Below are 21,437 nucleotides of genomic sequence, written 5' to 3'. Positions count from 1 at the left end.
ACATCTTCATTATAATCCAGTTTATGAAAGCGCTTACTTAATAGGTGTGACAATCTCATCAACAAAAAAACGGATAGCCCGAAAGCTACCCGTTCATCATTGTCTTATTGAACTTCATTTTCATTCACCATCGGAGCGTAAAGCTCTTCAAGTGGTTTCATGATGACTTTCGTTACTTCTGTAACGAGCTGGTGCATGCGTTGCTCTTCTTGCATGAGCTCCATGATCAATTCGTTCTGTTGAACGCTCATCATTTTCGTTTGCGCATCCATCATTTCCTGCTCAGAGATTTCCTCTCCTTGCATTTGCTTTTGTTGAAGCGTCATTTGGATGTTACGGAAGTCAGCGAACAACTGGTTCGCTTCCGCATCCGCATTGACACGATCGTATAAAGAAGAGAGTGTTGTGAACTCTTCAGAATCGCGAAGTGCTTTCTCCAATTGGTAAGCTTGGTCGTACAAGTTTGTTTGTGACATGTAACGTCCTCCTAAATACTATTAGGGTTTCGCCATCACAAGATGGCAATCAACCCTTGAATCAACCCAATCATACCACCTAATAGCGCGCCAAGCCATGTTATTGCCCGAAACTCCCGTTTGGAAATGGATAATACAATTTCTTCTAGGTAAGACGTATCGAGAGATTGAACTTGTTCCTGAACAATTTTGTCAATCTTTAATCGATCCATAATCGTCTCCAATTGATTCGTGAAGCGCTCAATGACAAGCGTCACGCCTTGTGGGACGATTTCGTCGACGACACGGGATTCAACAGACTCCGTATATGTCGATACAGGGCGATCCAACAATTGCGCTATTGGTAAGCGTGAGACTACCTGTTGCACAATGCCATCGATGAGTCGTTTTTCTAATCGTTCGTCCATTAGCGTATCGACTGATTTTTCACTAAAACGCTCAAATTCGCGCGTAATCATCGTCGTCATTCCGTCACGCGTTGACTGACCTCTTAAAATATTGACGATTTCAGGTCGAACCATTTCGACAAAGTTCATGTTTTGAATGAATCCTGCGATAAATCCGAGTCGACGTTGAACAAACGAATCAACCATATGTCGAAGCTGTGCCTCACCTTCCGGAGAATAGAAATATTCTTCCGATTTAACAAGAAGCGCATCAACAATTTCAGGAATGACCGCCCGTACGCGGTCCATACCTTCTTCCCCAAGTAACTCGAACAACTTTCGTTCTTTTACTTCAGCCATGACGCTCGTTAACTCGTCACGTAACTTGTCATCCGCTAACGTGAGGATGCGTGCCTCCGCGTTCGGGTAGAGGGGTTCTACGAGTTCTCGAACCGTTTTATCCGAGCGCAACATCGCTTGAACTTCTTGCTGAGCAAATTGGGTGATGTGTGTCGTCACTTGATCATCTAGCAATCGCTTTCGCATACCTTCTGGTGTCAACAAGTGTTTGACGACGGTCTTTCCTAAACTGGATGCTAATTCATCCCGTCGCTTCGGAATCAGTCCCGGAGTAAATGGAATCCGGAACGAACCAATATATTTCGGTTCATGTGGTCGGAATAACATTTTAATGGCGAGGAAGTTCGTCACACCCCCAATCGTTGCTCCAATCACAATCATGAGTAAAATCTTCAATATCCCGTCCAAACTGCAAGCCTCCAATCTGAAATATGATACATTGTTGTTGAGGTGATAGTATTGAATACGTTTGATCGTATTAAATCGATATTTCCGGCCGCTGTCCATCGGTCGGAAGATGCATCTGGTGACCATGACTGGTTCGAGACGCAAAACGGTACCGTATTTGGATTACCAACGTTCGAATTAACCGAACGTGAACAGCAACTTCTACGCATGTGGGCGACTCCCATTCTTCAGTCAGACCCTCATCAGCGAAAGTGGCAAGAGCGTTTGCAGGATGATACGTTTCGCTTTGAACAACCGTTTCGGCTGATTACCCTTTCGCTTCAAGAAACAGAAGAGGAATCACTCGATTCATTCATCAGCATTGTACACGACTTCATGCCGCATGCTGAAATGATAATGATGACCCAAAAACATCTCGAACTCATCGAGCAAGACACGTTTGCCGATCTCCAAGAATTTGAGGACGTATTGCGTGCCATTGCGAGCGATTGCTTTATAGAAGCTTATGCCGTGTATAGCGAACGCCCACAAGGCAACCTAGCCCACGTGTATCGTCAACATCAAATACTCATACCATACGCGCGTCTCTCTACTAAAACTTACCCTGCTAGTCAATTATTATACCATTATTTACTACAAGAGCAGGATTCAAAAGAACGGATTCGCCGAATTGCACCATTGCTTGAACCGCTCGACCTGTCAACGATTGAATTGCTCGAATCATTGTTCAGCCACTCGTTGAATGTCTCACATACGGCCAAAGCGCTGTTCATGCATCGAAACACGCTGAACTATCGACTCGATCGCTTGTTCGAGACGACCGGTTATGACGCTCGAAAGTTCTATGACGCTAGTCTCCTTCAACTATTGGTCACGTTGCACAAATCCGACTGACGGTTTTTGTGCAACTTGTCTATATTCAATGCAAGCGGTTTCATCATATAATCATTCTTGTAAGCGCTATTATAAACAAACAGATTCTTTAGGAGGCTAACGACATGGCAGAAATTCGTTTAGAACATATTGAAAAAATTTACGATGGTGGCGTCAAAGCCGTCAGCGATTTTAACTTACACATTAAAGACCGTGAATTCATTGTATTTGTCGGACCGTCTGGTTGCGGAAAATCGACGACACTTCGTATGATCGCAGGTCTTGAAGAGATTTCGAACGGTGACTTCATCATTGATGGGAAACGAATGAACGATGTCGCTCCTAAAGATCGTGATATCGCCATGGTCTTCCAAAACTATGCACTCTATCCACACATGAGTGTCTTTGACAACATGGCATTCGGGTTGAAACTCCGTAAGTTCCCGAAAGATGAGATTGATCGTCGCGTCAAAGACGCTGCACGTATTCTCGGCTTGGAGGAATACCTCGAGCGTAAACCAAAAGCACTCTCAGGTGGACAACGTCAACGTGTGGCCATCGGACGTGCCATCGTTCGTGATGCGAAAGTCTTCTTAATGGACGAACCACTCTCGAACTTGGATGCAAAACTTCGTGTACAAATGCGTAAAGAGATCATCCAACTTCACAACCGTTTGGACACAACTACGATTTATGTTACCCATGACCAAACTGAAGCGATGACACTCGCAACACGTATTGTCATCTTGAAAGACGGCCTTATCCAACAAGTCGGCTCACCAAAAGAAGTTTACGATTACCCGGACAACATCTTCGTCGCCGGTTTCATCGGTTCCCCTTCAATGAACTTCTTCCGCGGTACACTCGCAGAAGGCAAATTCATCACGAACGGGGAAGAAGTCAACGTACCAGAAGGAAAAATGAAGACCCTTCGTGACCGTGGTTATGTTGGTAAAGAGCTTGTCCTCGGAATTCGTCCAGAATCAATCCATGATGAGCCAATCTACATCGACTCGCCAACAACGCATACGTTCAAAGCACACATCGATGTCGCTGAGCTCATGGGCTCAGAATCATACCTCTATGCGGAACTCGGTGGACACCAGTTCACAGCACGTGTCGACGGTCGCTCAAACATCCACATGGGTGACGATGTTGAACTCGCCCTCGATATGACAAAAGCACACTTCTTCGACGGAGAAACAGAACAAGTCATCCGTTAAGCCATACAAAAACCCTCGATTCGTTTGAATCGAGGGTTTTTTATCATCGAATCGCGTAACGCTGTTCGAGTTTATGTTGCCCAGCTTGAATCATGGTCGACAAAATCCAATAGATGGAAGCCGAGAACAAGAGTAACGGCATGACCAGATAGGTTGTGGCCGCAATCTGGTCAGACACGTACGTCAACTCCTGAACCGCAATGACCGTACCAAGCGATGTCGACTTGATAATGTCGATGACCGAGTTCGAGACAGGCGGGATGGCACGAGAGAGCGCTTGCGGGAAAATGATGTCTTTGAAACGCTTCATTTTCGGAATGCCGAGCGCGACACTCGCTTCCACTTGTCCTTTGTCGACAGAGTTAATTGCCGCCCGAAATGCTTCTGAGATATAGGCCGCAAAGTGAAACCCTAATCCGAAGATGAGCGCCTGCATCCCACTGAGTTGCACGAACCCAGTGAGACCGACATACAAAATCAACAACTGGAGCAACAGCGGTGTTCCACGGAAGAACGAGATATATGTCCGTGTTAACAATCGTACAATTTTAATTGGACTACTATGAAGTAAAGCGATGATCAGACCGAGCGCCAAGGCGAGAAGAATCGACAGGACACTGGCGATCAACGTGAGCTGGATGGCTTCAAGATAGACCGAGCGGTTATCTATGACGGTCGTGATCAGTTCATTCATTGACTGATATCCTCACCGAAGTATTTCTCACCGATTTCTTTCATTGTGCCATCTTCTTTCATTTCCGCGAGTGCATCATTCAACTTCTTAAGAACATCGCTATCCTGACGTGCCATGAATCCAGCTTCACTTGTATTGAAGATGTCACCGACTGCTTTGACGTCATAACCTGTCTTTTCAAGTTCTGTCAAAATAAAGAGACGGTCATTAAGTGCCGCTTCCAAGCGACCGACTTCGAGGTCTTGAAGTACTTGGTTTGCCCCTTTGTAGTATTTCACTTCAGCTCCTGCTTCTTCAGCCATTTGGGCATAAGCAGAACCTTGTGTCGAGCCGACTAGTTTGCCATCAAGGTCGTCAATTCCTTGAATATCATTGTTGTCCGAAGCGACGATGACTTGTGCACCCGACACGGCATACGGATCAGTAAATGCATATTTCTCTTCACGCTCAGGTGTGATGCTCATTTGGTTGGCAATCATATCAATGCGTTCTGCATCGAGAGCCGGGACGAGTCCCTTAAAGTCCATTGCCTCGTATTCAACTTTATAACCGGCACGTTCTGCCGCCTCATTCAAGACATCGATATCATATCCCATCAATTCACCTTTGTCTTTATATGTGAAGGGTGGATAAGTCGCCTCTGTCCCGACAGTAATGACCGCTTCGTCCGCTCCACTTCCTGTTTCATTGCCACAAGCTGCGAGAAGCCCTACTGAAGCTCCAAGTGCCAATACTGTAGTTAACGTTTTTTTCATGATGATTCCGCCTTTCTTATAATCCTTATATGATTACACGGTTTTAAACAATAACCTCATCATACTGGCGGAGTGTCTTCATGTCAAACAAAAAACATCACCCTATTTCTAGAGTGATGTTCGGTATCAATCAATCGCTTTCGCCTGTTGCATGACGTCCGCTTCAATCGCTTCACGTTTTGCAGTCGTTTTGTCGGCACGATCCGCATGTACACTGAAGTAGAACTTGATTTTCGGCTCTGTTCCAGACGGACGAAGGCAGAACCATGACCCGTCCGCAAAGATGAATTTTAAGACGTTCGATGATGGCAATTCGATGCCTTCAGACTTACCGGTCTGCAAGTCAGTCGCCACTTGCTTCTTATAGTCTTCGAAGCGAACGACCTCGTATCCCCCTACTTCTTTTGGCGGATTGGCACGGAACGCTTCCATCATCCGTCCGATTTGTTCGAGACCAGCCTTTCCTTTCAACGTCATCGACTGTAACGATTCTTCATAGAACCCATACTTCTCGTAAATCGACTGCAACGCATCATAAAGCGTGCGACCATGTTGTTTATGATAAGCCGCCATCTCCGCTGCGAGTAAACAAGCCTGAACGGCATCCTTATCACGGCAGAAATCCCCAATCAAGTAGCCATAGCTTTCTTCATAGCCGAACAGGAACTCATATTCTCCAGACTCTTCATACTGTTTAATTTTCTCACCGATGAATTTGAATCCGGTCAGCGTGTTTTCAAGATGCACGCCGTATGCTTTCGCAATGGCGGCACCAAGTTCGGACGTGACAATCGTCTTCGCGACGAACCCGTTCGATGGAAGCGTCCCCGTTTCACTCTTCTGTGAGAGGATATATTCCATCAACAGCGCACCTGTCTGGTTTCCCGTCAAGACGAACCAATCACCATCTTGTCCGCGCACGGTCAAGCCGACACGGTCGGCATCAGGATCGGTCGCCATCAGTAAATCAGCACTGACACGATCCCCGTATTCCATTGCTAATTTAAACGCCGCCTTTTCTTCCGGGTTCGGATAACTGACTGTTGGGAACGCGCCATCTGGCTCTGCTTGTTCTTCTACAATCGTCACATGGTCAAATCCATACGCCTTCAACCCTTCCATGACTGGACGGCGCCCTGTCCCGTGAAGCGGCGAATAGACGATTTGAAGGGAACTGTCCTGTACGTCACGATGAATACGGATTGACTGGAGCGCCTCCATATACGCTTCATCGACTGATCGGTCGACTGTGACGAGCAAACCCGTCTGACGAAGCGTTGCCTCATCTTTGATTTCAATCGTCAGCTCATCTTCAATCGCATTGACGTAACTGACAAGTTCATCCGCTTCCACCGGTGGAAGCTGTCCACCGTCTGCCCCATATACTTTGAACCCGTTATACTCAGGGGGATTGTGGCTAGCTGTGATGACGATCCCGCCGAATGCATCAAGATGACGTACCGCAAATGAGAGCTCAGGTGTGGCGCGCAAACTTGGGAACAAGTACGTTTTGATGCCGTTTGACGCGAGCGTCCGCGCCGCCTCTAACGCGAACTCCGGAGAAAAATGACGCGAGTCATGGGCGATGACGACGCCGTGACGCTTCGCCTCTTCTCCTGAGGATGAGATAAAGTCAGCAAACCCTTGAGACGCTTTTCGAATGGTATACATGTTCATTCGATTTGCACCCGGTCCAATTTCTCCCCGCATCCCGCCTGTCCCGAACTCCAGCGTCTTATAAAATGCGTCTTCTAACGTTGACTCATCTTTTGCGAGTTCTTCAAGTTCCGCACGCAAATGCGGTTCAAGTCCATCAAATTGACTCCAACGTTCATATGTTTGTTGCCATGTCATGGTTTATTCCCCTTTCACCTTAAAAAAATCAATCGAAGTACTCGCCAATTGCTTCCATCTTGTATACGATGAGAGTAATGAAACCTCGAGGTGATATTAATGTTTCCAACAATGCGTGCCCAAGAATTAAAACAAATCGTGCATACGAACTCGATTCGTTTCATCGATTGCCGATATTCGTTAAACGACGCGTCCTATGGTAAATACGTTTATGGACAGGGACATCTTCCGAACGCAGTCTTTCTCGACTTGATGGAAGACTTGTCTGGTCCACTCGGTGAACATGGTGGACGTCATCCGCTCCCTTCAAAAGAGGCATGGACGTCAACGCTTCGTCGCATCGGCTTGAAAAAAGATGATCTTGTCGTTATTTATGATGACGGTTTTCCGTATGCAGCCCGTGCATGGTGGCTCTTTAAATGGGCCGGTCACGAGCGGGTCGTCGTCCTAGAAGGCGGAATCCAGTCGGGAATCACCTATTGCGGTGATACCACGACGGAAATTCCACACTATAAGTCGAGTGACTATACGCCGGACTTCCAAGACGACATGATTGCCACACTCGAAGAAGTAAGAGCCGCCACAAACGGTAAACTTTACGATTCTAGATCAGAAGATCGCTATAACGGCGTACACGAACCGATAGACCAAAAAGCAGGACACATTCCGAACGCATTGCTTTGCTCATATGCAGAAGCTATTACAGAGCTCGGCACATTAGAAGACTTTCACGATTTGAAAGAACTTTACAAAGATGTTCTTCCTGTCGAGAACCCAATCTTTTATTGTGGGAGCGGTGTGACCGCCTGTGTCAATATTTTAGCGCTACATGCTCTCGGTAAGGACGATGTCCGGCTCTATCCAGGATCATATTCCGATTGGGTCAGCTATCCAGAAAACGAGGTCCACCCGTAACGGGTGGATCGTTTTTTTATTTCACGCTCGTCGGTTTGATATTCCAAACTGCGTTTGCATACTCCGTGATGGTTCGGTCACTTGAGAAGATGCCCGATTTCGCCGTATTGACAATTGAGCTCTCTGCCCAACGCGCACGATCACGGAACATCTCGTCGACACGTCGCTGTGCTCGCATGTAAGAGATAAAGTCTTTTAAGACTAAGAAATCATCGTTGTAGACGAGAAGTGAATCGAAGATGGACTGGAATTGATATTCGCCTACCTTATCGAATGTCCCACTGACGAGACCATCGACGACATCCTTGATTTCTTGGTGTGCGTGATACATCTCCGCTGCATGATACCCTCCGAACTTTTTATAGTTCATGACTTCTTGTGGAGATAATCCGAAAATGAAGATGTGATCATCGCTGACGGCATCACGAATCTCAATATTGGCTCCGTCTAACGTTCCAATCGTTAAAGCACCATTCATCATGAACTTCATGTTGCCGGTACCCGATGCCTCATAGCTTGCAGTCGAAATTTGTTCACTCAAGTCAGATCCCGGGAAAATCCGTTCAGCCATTGAAACACGATAGTTTTCAAGGAAGATGACTTTGATGAATTGACTTGCTCGCTTATCCTTGTTGATTAATGTCGCAAGCGCATTGATGTAACGAATAATTTCTTTCGCATAATGATATCCTGGTGCCGCCTTTGCGCCAAAGATAAACGTTCGGGGAACCATCGTGAACGTCGGATCTGCTTGAATCTTCAAGTAGAGCGCATGGATATGAAGCGCGTTTAGCAACTGCCGCTTATAGGCGTGTAGACGCTTGACTTGCACATCAAAAATCGAATGCGGATCAACCGTTTCTCCGGTCTCCGATTGAATGTAAGCTGCCAAATCGAATTTATTTTGTTGCTTCACATCCATCACTTTTTCTTGAAAACTCTTATCTTTTGAGAAATCCATCAGCTTTTCCAAATCATTTGGATGCTCAATCCACGAAGGACCGATTGCTTCTGTGATAACCTCAGATAATCGTGGATTCGATTTTAAGAGCCAGCGACGATGGGTAATCCCGTTCGTCTTGTTGTTAAATCGCAGTGGGAAAATCTCATATAAGTAACGCATCTCACGCTGTTTCAAAATATCGGTATGGATTTGTGCAACCCCGTTCGTCGAATGAGAGCCGACGACGGCCAAGTTGGCCATATTGATATGCTCATTCGATACGATTGCGATTTCACCCATATGTGATTCGAGATGGGGATAGTTGACGAGGACGTCACGACAGAAACGTCGATTGATTTCTTCGATGATCTGATAGACACGTGGCAATAGCCGCTGGTACATCTCAACCGGCCATTTTTCAAGTGCTTCTGCGAGTAACGTGTGGTTCGTAAACGACATGACGCTCTTCGTGATTCGCCACGCTTCATCCCATCCGTATCCATGCTCATCCATCAAAATTCGCATTAATTCAGGGATTGCAACAACCGGGTGCGTATCATTGATGTGAATCGCATAATGATCGCCCAATTGTTTGAGAGATTTATTACCTTTTAAGTACGAAGCAAGCATCGACTGGATTCCTGCCGACACGAAGAAATACTGTTGTTTCAAACGAAGTACTTTTCCTTCATAAGTCGTATCATCCGGATATAAGAATTCCGAAATGGTCGCAATCGACTGTTTATGTTTTAACAAGTCTTTATACGTCCCTTTTGTCTTCTCTAAATATGCCTCATCATCAAGTGGTGATTCAGCGTTCCAAAGACGCAACGTATTCACAACGTCATTCTGATAACCGATGACTGGCATATCGTAGGGGACCGCTTTGACAACTTCATCCGGATGGTGGACGACACGCAATCGGTCTCCGATTTGCTTCATCTCGATCCATCCACCGAAGTTAATGTCGACCGCCTTATCCTGACGTCTCGTTTCCCACATGTTTCCATCACGGAGCCAATTGTCCGGTAGCTCGACCTGATATCCATCCACAATCTTCTGTTTGAAGAGACCATAGCGATATCGAATCCCGTTCCCGTGCCCGGGTAAACTGAGTGCGGCCAATGAATCAAGGAAGCAAGCTGCTAAACGACCGAGCCCCCCGTTCCCGAGACCAGGTTCCGGTTCCAACTCTGAGATATCGGTAAAATCGTATCCGAGATCCTCAAGCCCTTCTTTGACGAGTTCTAATACGTCTAGGCTTAACAAGTTATTGTACAGGAAACGGCCTAATAAAAATTCAAGTGAGAAGTAGATGACTTGCTTACTATGCTTTTCTTCTTGACGGTCTCGCGTATGGATCCATTTCGGCATGGCCTGTTCGCGTACCATCGTTGCCAATGTTTGATACACTTCCTGCTCTGTCCCATCCTCAATCGACTTTCCATTCAATGCGATAAATCGTTCTTTAAATGCGCCGACAAAGCTCTGTTTATCTGTGAACATAAATCAAATTAGCTCCTTCCAATCATGCGAATAAATGATATAACTCACGATATTGCTTGGCGGATTGTTTCCAGCTGTAGTCCGCGGTCATCGCCTGATGGACGAGGGCATCCCAATTTTCTTTCTCGGAATAGACACGAATCGAGTATTCGATTGTCGCCAACATCTCATGGGCATTATAATTCATGAACCCAAATCCGGTCCCTTCTTGCGTGAACTCGTTATACGGCTTCACCGTATCCCGCAGTCCGCCCGTCTCACGTACGATGGGCAATGTGCCGTATCGCATGGAAATCAGTTGACTGAGTCCACAAGGTTCGAAACGTGACGGCATTAAAAAAGCATCCGCCCCAGCATAAATCAAGTGCGCGAGTTCGATATCAAAACCGATATATGAACCGACCGTTCCCGGATGTGCTGCCGTCATCTCGTGAATGATTCCCTCATATTCCGGTTGTCCCGAACCAAGAAATGCGAATTGACAAGGCAATTGACCGAGTTCTTCACGGACAGCGTTTATTAAATCGAGTCCTTTTTGGTCAACGAGTCGGCTGACAAAACCGATTAGCATGACATCGTCTCGTACCTCAAGACCGAGACGCTCTTGTAACGCTCGTTTGTTAGCGACTTTTCCTTTTTTATACGTATCCAAATCATACGTCTGTGCAATACGAGCATCCGTACTCGGGTCATTCGTCGACAAATCAATGCCGTTTAAAATTCCTCGTACATCGACAGCGCGATGACGCAGGGCTCCATCTAATCCTTCACCGTAATATGGCTCCATAATTTCATCGCGATAAGATGGACTGACTGTTGTGATTTGATCTGAGTGGACGATTCCTGCTTTCATGTAATTGACGAGACCGTTATGCTGAATACCTTCAGCCGTAAAATGTTCAGGACCGAACTGTAGTAGCTCTCCCAAAATCTCTTCAGGGAAGACTCCTTGATATTGCAAGTTATGGATTGTGTAGACGGTACGAATATGTTGATACGCTTCAATATGTTGATAATGGATTCGTAAAAATGCTGGTAAAATCCCTGTCTGCCAATCATGACAATGAAGGACATCGGGCACATCTTCTATCTTTCCAATCATCTCGAGTACAGCTCGCGAGAAGAACGCGAATCGCTCTGCATCGTCAAAGTGTCCGTATAAAACACCATCACGTTTAAAGTAATACTCGCTATCAATGAAATAATAGTTGATGCCATCCCGCTCTAATTTTAAGACCGCACCAAACTGCTTGCGCCAACCGACCGGAACGATTAGGTCGAATAAATACTCCATCTCGTCCACATACTCTTCAGCAATCGATCCATACTTCGGCATGACGACGCTAACCTCTTCTCCTAAATCCGCCACCGCTTGAGGGAGGGAACCGACGACGTCGGCTAGCCCCCCCGTCTTCATGAACGGTGCCGCTTCTGAAGCAACGTACCAAATTTTCATAAAATCCTCCTCACACCACTGTCCGTTTTGCGATGACAATCGGTTCGTCGATTGTACCTCGAATGACCTGTCCTCGTTTTACGACCACTTCTTTATCAAGGATCGCATTTTCGACAACAGCCCCTTCTTCAATGATTGACTTCGACGAAATGATAGAATTCTTGACGCGAGCATGCTTACTTACTTGAACACCACGGAAGAGAATACTGTTTTGAACTTCCCCATGAATTTTACATCCGTTCGCCACGAGTGCTTCATTCACTTTCGAACCTTTCAAGTAACGAGTAGGTGGTTCGTGCTTGATTTTCGTATAAATGTGCGGGAAATCGTAAATAATCCCTTCTCCACGGAGCAATCGCATACTTTCATTATAGTAAGAAAGTACAGAATGAATGACTTGCATTTTCCCGACATAATGATAACCGTGAACGTGTAAACGGTGGAGTTGTGGACGAATGACGCCATCTAATAAATCATATTCACCTTTAGACGTCGCTTCGTCAACGAGCCGCATGAAGAGATTCTTTGACATAATAATTGTCTCTGTATATGAATACTCATCATCTGGTGAAAATCCTCGTTCTGACACGCCGACGACACGATCGTTCTCACCGAGACGAATCGGGCGACAGTAACCACATTTCTGCTCATGTGTTGTATAAGCAAGTGTGATATCCGCACCAATCGATTTGTGATGTTCGAGCATGTCGTTATAGTCAATCGTCGTCAGCACGTTCGACCCTGTAATAACTACATACGGTTGCTTGCTGCGAATGAAATGTTCACGGTGTATCGAAAAGTTTGCCAAATCCCCAAGATACGCTCCCCCATCTGGCTTCAATGCCGGTGGAAAGATGTGTAGCCCTCCTTGTGAACGGTCCAAATCCCATTCTTTCCCCGAACCTAGATGATCCATCAAAGAGCTATAATTATCTAACGTGAAAATCCCGACTTGACTGATGTTTTGTGTAATCATATTCGTCAACGTAAAATCAATCAGTCGATAGCGACCTGAGAATGGGACCGCCGCCATATTACGATGTCCAGTAAATTCTGGAAACAATCCTTGTTCCGTCCCTAAGTTAATGACCCCTAATAAATCGTTCGTCAACAGTAACGCCTCCTTGCGTGTCTCTTTACTTGTTTCAAACTCGTTGTTTGAAGACGGTTCCGCTTTCGATGTTTTCATGTGGTTCAATAACAACGATATCACCACCTGGCTCACCGACTGTCGCACCATCTTCAATGACTGCACAGCTCGCGACAATGGCTCTGTGAATTGTTACATCCTTCCCAATTCTAGCCCCCGGCATAATCACGGAGTCTTTGACGAGTGAGCCTTCTTCGACACGGACGTCATAAAATAGAACCGAGTGTTGCACTTCCCCTTCGATATGACACCCTTCATTGATCACAGACTGTTCTACACATGCATCTTTTCCAATATACTGAGGCGTCTGATTCGGGTTGACGGAATAGATCTTCCAGTCCGGGTCGTACAAATCAAATGGAGGGTCTTCCTCTAAGAGGTCCATGTTTGCTTCCCAAAGTGATTGAATCGTTCCAACATCTTTCCAGTAGCCTTTGAACTTGTAGGCGAAGACGTCAAGCCCTTGGAGAAGCGTATTTGGAATGATGTTCTTCCCGAAGTCAAAGCTTGACGTCTCATCTTCAGCATCTTTAATTAAATGCTCTCGTAAGACTTTCCAGTTGAAGATGTAGATGCCCATCGATGCCAAGTTACTCTTTGGGTCTTCAGGCTTTTCATCAAACTCATTGATTCGAAGGTCATCCGCTGTGTTTAAAATACCGAATCGTGATGCTTCGTCCCATGGTACTTCCATGACAGAGATGGTCACATCGGCTTGTTTTTCTTTATGGGCCTCGAGCATCTTCTCGTAGTCCATTTTGTAAATGTGATCTCCTGATAAGATCAAGACGTAATCCGGATCGTAAGCGTCGATGTAGCTCAAGTTACGATAGATCGCATTAGCTGTTCCTTCATACCAATTTTTCCCCGACTGTGCTTGATAAGGTGGAAGAATCGCTAATCCTCCATTGCGACGATCTAAGTCCCATGCTGTCCCGATTCCTAAGTAACGATTCAATTCAAGTGGCTCGTATTGCGTCAATACCCCGACTGTTGTGATTCCTGAGTTCGTGCAGTTTGACAATGGGAAATCGATAATTCGGTACTTTCCGCCGAAATTCACGGCTGGTTTCGCCGTTTTTCGCGTGAGAGGCCCTAATCGTTTTCCTTCTCCTCCCGCAAGGAGCATCGCAACCATTTCTTGCTTCATAAATAATAAGCCTCCTCAAAATCGTAATATACAACCTCTTTTACCCTTTTTCGCTCTTTCCTAAAGTATTCCTTCTCGAATTATTATATGATAACGTTTACATTTTTTATTTTTTTATAAAATTGACGATATAATGAATAGAAAGAGGTGATCGGATGAGAGCTTGGATTGGAACTTTATTTTTCGCTGGACTTTTAGCGACTTCCTTAACACTCACAAACGCATTGAAAGAAGAGATTGATAAAACTGAAGAGATTTTATCGTGGGGAGAAGAACTGGTGTCGGTGCAACCACTCTCGTCGAAACATGCCATCACACTCGCATACAATGGTGGGGAACAACAAATTTATTTGGCTGGCCGTAGAAATGATGTAACTCCAAAGGCGTTGCCTAAACACATTCAAGAAGCCATCATGACTATTGAAGACCGTAAATTCAATGCTCATCCCGGTTATGATTTGAGCGGAATCGCCCGTGCGTTTATCAATAACGCGAACGAGACATCCGTTCAAGGTGGGAGCACGATCACACAACAGCTCGCACGAAACGTCTACCTCACACATGAGCGAACATATGAACGAAAAGTGAAGGAATTGTTAATCGCGCAAGCGCTTGAAAAAAACTATAGCAAAAAAGAAATTTTAACAGCCTATAGCAATGTCATATTCTTTGGACATAACGTATATGGGATTCAATCTGCGGCTGATACATACTTTTCAAGGCCGCTCGCTGATTTGAATTGGAATCAACTGGCCTATCTGTTGACGGTACCGAATAATCCGTCCCTTTACGACCCGCTCAATCCTACAGAAGCCTATTTTGAACGGAAGGACCGGATTTTGACACAATTGTTTGAAGCAAGTATCCTCTCAAAGAGTGCCTACGACCAATATCATGGTATAAAACTACAAGCTTCGTACCGTAATCAAACGATTCAATACCCGGACTATATGGATACAGCCGTCCGCGAGGCGATTCAATTGGTACGTACGCGCTATGACTTGGACGATACCGAAGCAAGAGATTATTTATCTACCCATGAAGCAACGATTGAGACTTACTTATCGACAGGGAAACAGAAACAAGCAAAACGGGTGATGAGTCAACTTCCTCCCGGGCTGAACGGAGGCTATACGGAACTGACACCTCAAGGGCGAATCGTGGCAATGGTCGATTCAGAAATGACACAAGTCGGTGAGTTCAACCGGGCGACACAGGCGTATCGCCAACCAGGATCAGCCATTAAACCAATTCTCGTGTTCGCACCATTTATCGAAGACACTGGTGCGACGCTTAACACAGTACTCGATGGACGACCGACCTGTTACGGTTCGTATTGTCCCGGGAATAGCCACGACCGCGTGTTAGGTGATGTCTTGTTAAAGGACGCGGTCGCCTACTCGTATAACACACCTGCTCTCGCCGCCTTCTCAGCGATTGATCAAGAGAGGGCGTATAAGACGGCAGACATGATGTTCAGTCAATGGGATGAACAGGATGAGAACTTAGCTAGCGCTCTTGGTGGACTCACACAAGGAGTCTCTCCGAGAGAACTGGCAGCCGCCTACACACCGTTCTTAAACAAAGGTGTCTATACATCAGGACATACGATCAAACAAATCAAATTCAAGTCCGGGGAGCCGACATTGACGCCAATTTTGACCGAAGAGGCCATTTGGTCTACGGATACCATGGACGTGATGAAGAAAGCATTATCGACCGTCACCACGTACGGGACGGGACGCTATGCGAATCGAGTGAAAGGCGACTACGATTATCTCGGGGGCAAGACGGGAACGACAAACGACAATAAAGACATGTGGTACGTCGGACTGACCGACCGCACCATCACCGCCATTTGGCTCGGTGCCGACACACCTCGTCCGTTCCCAGAACTCGCCAACCGTGCGTATCCAGCGATTGTTTGGACGGAGTCGCATTAAAAAGGAGTCAGCCGCTGAAAAGTGGGCTGACTCCTTTTGTTCTATTTCCGACGTTCAATCTGAAGTCGATATGCTCCCCAATGCTCCTTCAACTCGTCGTGATCGATGAGTTTCCATGGGTTGAAACGAACTTGACCGTGCTTGTTGAAATATAGGTTTTGTCGAACACAGTAGCTGGCGTGAACAAGTTGCTCTTGGTCGTTCCAAAACGTCAGGACGTCATTCGACCTTGGCGCATCATCCTTCACGGTTTCGTACCCACTTCGCTTTAGTGTCTGAAGGAATGTCTCCGGATGAACCCATTGGTGAACGATTTGTTCGTTTCCTGTGACCGCAAACAACGTCGCTGCGAGACAGTTACTTCCCTCCTGGATTGGAAACCGATTTGCATAGTCCGCAAGATACGAGGCAATCGAGTCATCACAGGGTTCCCCTTCCCAACGATCCCACTCCTTCGCATAGTTGAGCAGAAGAGAATGACGCATCTCGATGTCGAGCGCATTCCAATTTTGCGGATGCAAGACGATGACATGCGTGCCGTCCTTCTCTACAATCGCCTCATTCGATAGACGTTTCATCTGCTCGTCCGATATCGGCAAAACAAGACCACGATGGGTCGTCACTTGAAATTCCAATAAACGTGTTTTGACGTGCTCCTGTAACTCCTTCAAAAAGCCAGAGAACGCATGGACGACATGGGTCACGTCCTGCCCCATCTGCCACGTCACATACGGATTCGTAATTCCAGGTCTTCGGTAAATAGGATGAGTGACAAATTCTTGTCTCGAGATAATAAGACAGGATACCGGTAAGTCATCGAGGAACGAGGAATCAATCCAATACAATGTTTCCTCAGGTACGAATGAATGACACCATGCTTCCATCACATCAAAGGTCGGTTCAAAGCATTCTTTCATAAGATGATATCTCCGACAGAATTAAACAAGCGAAGGACCGACCAACCTAACCCACTGATCAACGTCGCCCACATAACGGCCTGCATGAGCAATAAGCCGATGGCACGTGGGACAGACATCGATTGGCTTACTTGCCAGACATAGTAAAAGAGATACATCAAGAGCGTTCCTACGAGGACGGCGATGACGGCGAGTAACGTGTTCAAAAAGAGAAAGCTGATTCCAGACCCGATGAGGAAGATGATGGCCCCAGGTTTGAGCCGATGAAGTGACGTCCCATTCGTCTCCCGCGCAAAAAAGGCGAAACCGAGTTGATTGAACGTATCAGCAACCAACTTGAATGCGCTAAACAACATAAAGAAAATCGTGAAGAATACGACGAGCACAAGCACTTTTGTCTCTTGCACGGATAACAGTTCGATGATTTCACTATATACGCCAATTTGATTCAGCCATTGGATCACGTACTCGGATGTCGCGATCGCAAGTGACATGGAAAACAAAATAATTCCGATGAGTGGGGCATAGCTCAGTAAGTACACATTCGTTTTCATGTTCCTTCTCCAATTTCACAGTAATTTCTTATATTCAGTGCAATTCTACTAACAAGTATATTATACTATTCATAGTTATGGAGAATAAAAGGGGGATTTTTGGATGGGCCTATTATTGATGGTTGGAATCAGCGTCGTCTTCCTCTCAGCAATTTTGACAGCTGGATATAACCGTAAACCTGAGGGTAACGAATAAGAGCCAGGATTCTTACGAATCCGGCTCTTTTTTATTTCAACCCTGCATATCCTTGTTGGCGAAGGGCTTCATATACAATGATGGCCGCCGTATTCGATACATTTAACGAACGGACGAGATTCGATTGCGGCAGGCGGATGCAGCGATCTAAATTGTTCTCGATGACTTCCATCGGCAAGCCTTTCGTTTCACGACCAAAGACGAAGAAGTAGTCACCCTCTACATCAGAAACGTCTAAATCACTCGGATATTGTTCCCCGTACTTCGTGATATAAAAGAACTGACCATCCGGATGCTTCTCCCACAGTTCTTCTAACGAGTCGTGATAACGGACATCGACAAATTGCCAATAGTCGAGACCTGCGCGCTTTAGCATCTTATCGTCCGTCGAGAAGCCGAGCGGACGAATCAGATGAAGGACCGAGTTCGTCGCCGCACACGTACGTGAGACGTTCCCCGTATTTGCTGGTATTTCTGGTTGAAACATTACGACATGAATCGCCATGATTGATTTCCCTCACTTTTTCATTTCAAATTCTAGAAGACGTTGTTTCTCGGACAACCCTCCCGCAAAACCGACAAGCTTTCCACTGCTTCCGATAACGCGGTGACATGGAAAGAGAATCGGCAATGGATTCCGATTGAGTGCTTGACCGACGGCGCGAACGGCTTTCGGTCGCCCAATTTGCTCGGCAATTTGTTTATATGTTCGTGTCTCGCCATACGGAATGGTCAATAAAGCATCCCATACGTCCTGTTGAAATGGTGTACCGTTCATTTCAACGTAGGCACGATCTGCTTCTTGAAACCCTGTCTGCTCGACTCGCAACAGGAGATCTCGCAACCATTCAGGTGCTTCTTCTTTCGGTTCATGCGTCGTGAACTCAAGAGCCGTCAGCTTGCCTGCTGCGTTTAATTCATACGCTAACGGTCCCCATTTAGACGACACGATCTTCATGTGCCCACTCCTCTCGATAGATGCGAATCTCTTCATGTACCATGTCAGACGCTTCATTCTGTTCAATCTCTTCAAACATCGAATCGGCATCCGGTCCGAGAATCGCACCGATCGCCCACACCGCCGTCGCGCGCATATCCTCGCGTTCATCCTGTTTGATGAATTCCCGTAAGATTGGAATCGCAGAAGGTTCCCGGTAATGCGCGAGTGCTAAAATCGCATTCCGTTGAATCGGTTTCTTCCCACGCCATGAGCCCGACAAATGTCCGAACTTTAGTTTGAACTCCCGGTTGCTTAATGCCAAAAGCGGCTCTAAGAGCGGTTTGACAATCTCAGCTTCCGGCAACAATTCTTCATGGTGGCGCCAGTCTTTTTTACGATTGTACGGACAGACTTGCTGACACGTGTCGCACCCATACAGGCGACCGCCAAGTTTCGACCGAAACTCCCTCGGCATCAACGTCTTCATCTGCGTGAGATAAGCGATACAGCGCTTCGCATCGAGGACGCCCGGCTCAACAAGAGCCGTCGTCGGACAGGCCGTCATGCATTTATCGCAATCTCCACATCCATCTTCAATCGCTTCATCCGGCGGTAAGTATACATCTAAAATCATTTCCCCCAAATAAAGATAGGATCCTTTCTCAGGAGAGATGATAGAACAGTTTTTCCCACTAAACCCAATTCCCGCACGTTCTGCGACAGCACGGTCGACGAGCTCACCCGTGTCGACCATTGAGCGCGTCCGAACGCCCGGAACCAGTTCTTCGATATACGCTTGGAGTTTGGCCAATCGATCGCCGACCGCCCGATGGTAATCGAGTCCCCACGAAGCACGAGCAAACAATCCTCGTCTCTCGCCGGCGACACTACGGGGCGCATCCTTTAATTTACTTGGATAGGCGATGGCGATCGCAATGATTGATTGAGCTTCTTCAAGCAGGAGTTCAGGATTTGTGCGTTTCTCTAAATCCGGTTCTTCGAATCCTGAGGCAAATCCCTTCTCTTGTTGCCGAATAAGTCGTTGTTTCATGACGATGAACGGATCAGCTGTGGTCACTTTCAACTCGTCAATGCCGATAGTCTCGGCGTACTCGAGCATTTGTTGTTTTAATGTGTACGGGTCCATTCCGTTCACCTCCTTTATATATTTTCGCATACAAAAAATCTCTCCGCCACTCGGCAGAGAGATATGAAGCGGGTGAAGAGAATCGAACTCTCGTCATCAGCTTGGAAGGCTGAGGTTTTACCATTAAACTACACCCGCAGAAAGTACCGGTGGTCGGAGTCGAACCGACACTCCAGAGGAACACGATTTTGAGTCGTGCGCGTCTACCAATTCCGCCACACCGGCATATTATGTTGGAGGCGCCAGTCGGAATCGAACCGACGATAGAGGAGTTGCAGTCCTCTGCCTTACCACTTGGCTATGGCGCCAAAAGTCATTGGAGCGGAAGACGGGATTCGAACCCGCGACCCCGACCTTGGCAAGGTCGTATTCTACCACTGAACTACTTCCGCAAAATGGCTGGGCTGGAAGGGATCGAACCTACGCATGTCGGAATCAAAATCCGATGCCTTACCACTTGGCTACAGCCCAATAATAATGGGGCGACTGAAGGGAATTGAACCCTCGAATGCCGGAATCACAATCCGGTGCGTTAACCACTTCGCCACAATCGCCATGATGAAATTAAAACAGGGGCAGCAGGAATCGAACCCGCGCTGACGGTTTTGGAGACCGTAGTTCTACCGCTAAACTATGCCCCTAAGTGGTGGGGGGGGGCGGATTCGAACCGCCGAACCCGAGGGAGCGGATTTACAGTCCGCCGCGTTTAGCCACTTCGCTACCCCCCCACATATATGGTGGCTTTGGACGGAATCGAACCGCCGACACAAGGATTTTCAGTCCTTTGCTCTACCAACTGAGCTACAAAGCCATATGTAGTATGATTGATTTAAAAATAAAAATGGCGGTCTCGACGGGATTCGAACCCGCGATCTTCTGCGTGACAGGCAGACATGTTAACCCCTACACCACGAGACCGGAAAATAATTGCGGGGGCTGGATTTGAACCAACGACCTTCGGGTTATGAGCCCGACGAGCTACCAGACTGCTCCACCCCGCGACGATATAAAATTAGATGGTGACCCGTACGGGATTCGAACCCGTGTTACCGCCGTGAAAGGGCGGTGTCTTAACCGCTTGACCAACGGGCCATTACATATTTGAAAAACTGGCGGAGAGCAAGGGATTCGAACCCTTGAGACGGTTTTGCCGCCTACACGAATTCCAATCGTGCTCCTTCGGCCACTCGGACAGCTCTCCAAAAGAGAAAGTGGCTCCGCAAGTAGGATTTGAACCTACGACCTACCGGTTAACAGCCGGTTGCTCTACCACTGAGCTATTGCGGAACGATTTTGCCTGGCAACGTCCTATCCTCACAGGGGGAGATCCCCCAACTACTTTCGGCGCTGAGACGCTTAACTTCCGTGTTCGGCATGGGAACGGGTGTGGCCGTCTCGCTATCGCCACCAGACAAGTATTATATTAACATTATTTATCGATAATGTCAACATATTTTAGAGAGATTGTTCTCTCAAAACTGAGGATTCATCAACACAAACCATAGACTAGATCAAAGCCTCGACCGATTAGTATCATTCAGCTCCACGTGTCACCACGCTTCCACCCATGACCTATCTACCTCATCGTCTC

General features: G+C 46.7%; 18 protein-coding genes, 14 tRNA genes and 2 rRNA genes. 4 read left to right on the top strand and 30 right to left on the bottom strand.

What is annotated here, in order from left to right:
- Positions 1–104 precede the first annotated feature (104 nt).
- A complete protein-coding gene (locus KNO98_RS08555) occupies positions 105–476 on the bottom strand; it encodes a YlbF family regulator (RefSeq protein ID WP_026826683.1) in 372 nt (123 codons plus the stop codon).
- Positions 477–511: 35 nt separating this feature from the next.
- The gene (locus KNO98_RS08550) at positions 512–1,603 is read right to left on the bottom strand and encodes a DUF445 domain-containing protein (protein WP_051546028.1); all 1,092 of its coding nucleotides are present in this window, start codon (positions 1,601–1,603) and stop codon (positions 512–514) included.
- Positions 1,604–1,672: 69 nt separating this feature from the next.
- Here KNO98_RS08550 and KNO98_RS08545 point away from each other — a divergent pair, with 69 nt between their 5' ends.
- The gene (locus KNO98_RS08545) at positions 1,673–2,524 is read left to right on the top strand and encodes a PucR family transcriptional regulator (RefSeq protein ID WP_353047766.1); all 852 of its coding nucleotides are present in this window, start codon (positions 1,673–1,675) and stop codon (positions 2,522–2,524) included.
- Between the two features lie 104 nt (positions 2,525–2,628).
- Complete coding sequence (locus KNO98_RS08540; protein ID WP_214700482.1) at positions 2,629–3,726, top strand: ABC transporter ATP-binding protein; 1,098 nt, start codon at positions 2,629–2,631, stop codon at positions 3,724–3,726.
- Between the two features lie 43 nt (positions 3,727–3,769).
- Here the strand turns inward: KNO98_RS08540 and KNO98_RS08535 are convergent, their stop codons facing one another.
- The 3 genes from KNO98_RS08535 to KNO98_RS08525 all read right to left on the bottom strand — a co-directional run bounded on the left by KNO98_RS08535 (position 3,770) and on the right by KNO98_RS08525 (position 7,029).
- Complete coding sequence (locus KNO98_RS08535) at positions 3,770–4,420, bottom strand: amino acid ABC transporter permease (protein ID WP_026826687.1); 651 nt, start codon at positions 4,418–4,420, stop codon at positions 3,770–3,772.
- Positions 4,417–5,175 carry a transporter substrate-binding domain-containing protein gene (locus KNO98_RS08530; RefSeq protein WP_214700480.1) on the bottom strand — a complete coding sequence of 253 codons (759 nt, stop codon included), beginning with the start codon at positions 5,173–5,175 and terminating at the stop codon, positions 4,417–4,419. The genes KNO98_RS08535 and KNO98_RS08530 overlap by 4 nt, the downstream gene beginning before the upstream one ends.
- Positions 5,176–5,301: 126 nt before the next feature.
- Positions 5,302–7,029, bottom strand: coding sequence for a phospho-sugar mutase (locus tag KNO98_RS08525; protein WP_214700479.1), 1,728 nt, complete (start codon positions 7,027–7,029; stop codon positions 5,302–5,304).
- A 99-nt stretch (positions 7,030–7,128) separates the two neighbouring features.
- Here KNO98_RS08525 and KNO98_RS08520 point away from each other — a divergent pair, with 99 nt between their 5' ends.
- Complete coding sequence (locus KNO98_RS08520) at positions 7,129–7,944, top strand: sulfurtransferase (protein WP_034771210.1); 816 nt, start codon at positions 7,129–7,131, stop codon at positions 7,942–7,944.
- A gap of 16 nt (positions 7,945–7,960) precedes the next feature.
- Here KNO98_RS08520 and KNO98_RS08515 read toward each other — a convergent pair whose 3' ends face one another.
- Genes KNO98_RS08515 through KNO98_RS08500 form a run of 4 tightly spaced genes read right to left on the bottom strand, consistent with a single transcriptional unit; the run spans position 7,961 to position 14,149 of the window.
- Positions 7,961–10,393 (bottom strand): glycogen/starch/alpha-glucan phosphorylase, encoded by a 2,433-nt coding sequence (locus tag KNO98_RS08515; RefSeq protein ID WP_214700478.1) that lies wholly within the window; start codon positions 10,391–10,393, stop codon positions 7,961–7,963.
- Positions 10,394–10,415: 22 nt separating this feature from the next.
- Positions 10,416–11,849 carry a glycogen synthase GlgA gene (gene glgA / locus KNO98_RS08510; RefSeq protein ID WP_214700477.1) on the bottom strand — a complete coding sequence of 478 codons (1,434 nt, stop codon included), beginning with the start codon at positions 11,847–11,849 and terminating at the stop codon, positions 10,416–10,418.
- Positions 11,850–11,859: 10 nt separating this feature from the next.
- Complete coding sequence (gene glgD / locus KNO98_RS08505; protein ID WP_251129556.1) at positions 11,860–13,053, bottom strand: glucose-1-phosphate adenylyltransferase subunit GlgD; 1,194 nt, start codon at positions 13,051–13,053, stop codon at positions 11,860–11,862.
- The gene (locus tag KNO98_RS08500) at positions 12,995–14,149 is read right to left on the bottom strand and encodes a glucose-1-phosphate adenylyltransferase (protein WP_214700476.1); all 1,155 of its coding nucleotides are present in this window, start codon (positions 14,147–14,149) and stop codon (positions 12,995–12,997) included. Before KNO98_RS08500 ends, glgD begins: the two co-directional genes overlap by 59 nt.
- Positions 14,150–14,304: 155 nt before the next feature.
- Here KNO98_RS08500 and KNO98_RS08495 point away from each other — a divergent pair, with 155 nt between their 5' ends.
- Positions 14,305–16,092, top strand: coding sequence for a transglycosylase domain-containing protein (locus KNO98_RS08495; RefSeq protein WP_214700475.1), 1,788 nt, complete (start codon positions 14,305–14,307; stop codon positions 16,090–16,092).
- 41 nt (positions 16,093–16,133) lie between these two features.
- Here KNO98_RS08495 and KNO98_RS08490 read toward each other — a convergent pair whose 3' ends face one another.
- From KNO98_RS08490 to KNO98_RS08390, 21 genes are all read right to left on the bottom strand, one after another.
- Positions 16,134–17,009 (bottom strand): hypothetical protein, encoded by an 876-nt coding sequence (locus KNO98_RS08490; protein ID WP_214700473.1) that lies wholly within the window; start codon positions 17,007–17,009, stop codon positions 16,134–16,136.
- Positions 17,006–17,563 (bottom strand): DUF5366 family protein, encoded by a 558-nt coding sequence (locus KNO98_RS08485; protein WP_015880910.1) that lies wholly within the window; start codon positions 17,561–17,563, stop codon positions 17,006–17,008. Before KNO98_RS08485 ends, KNO98_RS08490 begins: the two co-directional genes overlap by 4 nt.
- A gap of 227 nt (positions 17,564–17,790) precedes the next feature.
- Complete coding sequence (trmL, locus tag KNO98_RS08480; protein WP_026826698.1) at positions 17,791–18,264, bottom strand: tRNA (uridine(34)/cytosine(34)/5-carboxymethylaminomethyluridine(34)-2'-O)-methyltransferase TrmL; 474 nt, start codon at positions 18,262–18,264, stop codon at positions 17,791–17,793.
- Between the two features lie 12 nt (positions 18,265–18,276).
- Positions 18,277–18,717, bottom strand: coding sequence for a methylated-DNA--[protein]-cysteine S-methyltransferase (locus KNO98_RS08475; RefSeq protein WP_214700471.1), 441 nt, complete (start codon positions 18,715–18,717; stop codon positions 18,277–18,279).
- Positions 18,698–19,846 carry a tRNA epoxyqueuosine(34) reductase QueG gene (gene queG, locus KNO98_RS08470; RefSeq protein WP_214700470.1) on the bottom strand — a complete coding sequence of 383 codons (1,149 nt, stop codon included), beginning with the start codon at positions 19,844–19,846 and terminating at the stop codon, positions 18,698–18,700. The genes KNO98_RS08475 and queG overlap by 20 nt, the downstream gene beginning before the upstream one ends.
- A gap of 67 nt (positions 19,847–19,913) precedes the next feature.
- Positions 19,914–19,984, bottom strand: a tRNA-Gly gene (locus tag KNO98_RS08465).
- Between the two features lie 6 nt (positions 19,985–19,990).
- Positions 19,991–20,071, bottom strand: a tRNA-Leu gene (locus KNO98_RS08460).
- A gap of 9 nt (positions 20,072–20,080) precedes the next feature.
- Positions 20,081–20,154, bottom strand: a tRNA-Cys gene (locus KNO98_RS08455).
- Positions 20,155–20,163: 9 nt separating this feature from the next.
- A tRNA-Gly gene (locus KNO98_RS08450) sits at positions 20,164–20,238 on the bottom strand.
- Between the two features lie 4 nt (positions 20,239–20,242).
- Positions 20,243–20,317, bottom strand: a tRNA-Gln gene (locus KNO98_RS08445).
- Between the two features lie 7 nt (positions 20,318–20,324).
- Positions 20,325–20,400 (bottom strand) — tRNA-His (locus KNO98_RS08440).
- Between the two features lie 16 nt (positions 20,401–20,416).
- A tRNA-Trp gene (locus KNO98_RS08435) sits at positions 20,417–20,487 on the bottom strand.
- Between the two features lie 3 nt (positions 20,488–20,490).
- Positions 20,491–20,574: transfer RNA gene (locus tag KNO98_RS08430), tRNA-Tyr, on the bottom strand.
- Between the two features lie 7 nt (positions 20,575–20,581).
- A tRNA-Phe gene (locus KNO98_RS08425) sits at positions 20,582–20,657 on the bottom strand.
- A 31-nt stretch (positions 20,658–20,688) separates the two neighbouring features.
- Positions 20,689–20,764 (bottom strand) — tRNA-Asp (locus tag KNO98_RS08420).
- Positions 20,765–20,773: 9 nt separating this feature from the next.
- Positions 20,774–20,847: transfer RNA gene (locus tag KNO98_RS08415), tRNA-Met, on the bottom strand.
- Between the two features lie 16 nt (positions 20,848–20,863).
- Positions 20,864–20,938, bottom strand: a tRNA-Glu gene (locus KNO98_RS08410).
- A gap of 18 nt (positions 20,939–20,956) precedes the next feature.
- Positions 20,957–21,047, bottom strand: a tRNA-Ser gene (locus tag KNO98_RS08405).
- 11 nt (positions 21,048–21,058) lie between these two features.
- Positions 21,059–21,133, bottom strand: a tRNA-Asn gene (locus KNO98_RS08400).
- Positions 21,134–21,141: 8 nt separating this feature from the next.
- A 5S ribosomal RNA gene (rrf, locus tag KNO98_RS08395) occupies positions 21,142–21,258 on the bottom strand.
- Between the two features lie 95 nt (positions 21,259–21,353).
- Positions 21,354–21,437: ribosomal RNA gene (locus tag KNO98_RS08390) — 23S ribosomal RNA — on the bottom strand; the annotation flags it as partial.

It is taken from the genome of Exiguobacterium sp. s57, from assembly GCF_018617685.1.
GTDB lineage: Bacteria > Bacillota > Bacilli > Exiguobacteriales > Exiguobacteriaceae > Exiguobacterium > Exiguobacterium marinum.
Note: the sequence above shows the minus strand (reverse complement) of the source record. Positions and strands in the feature narration are given on the sequence as shown.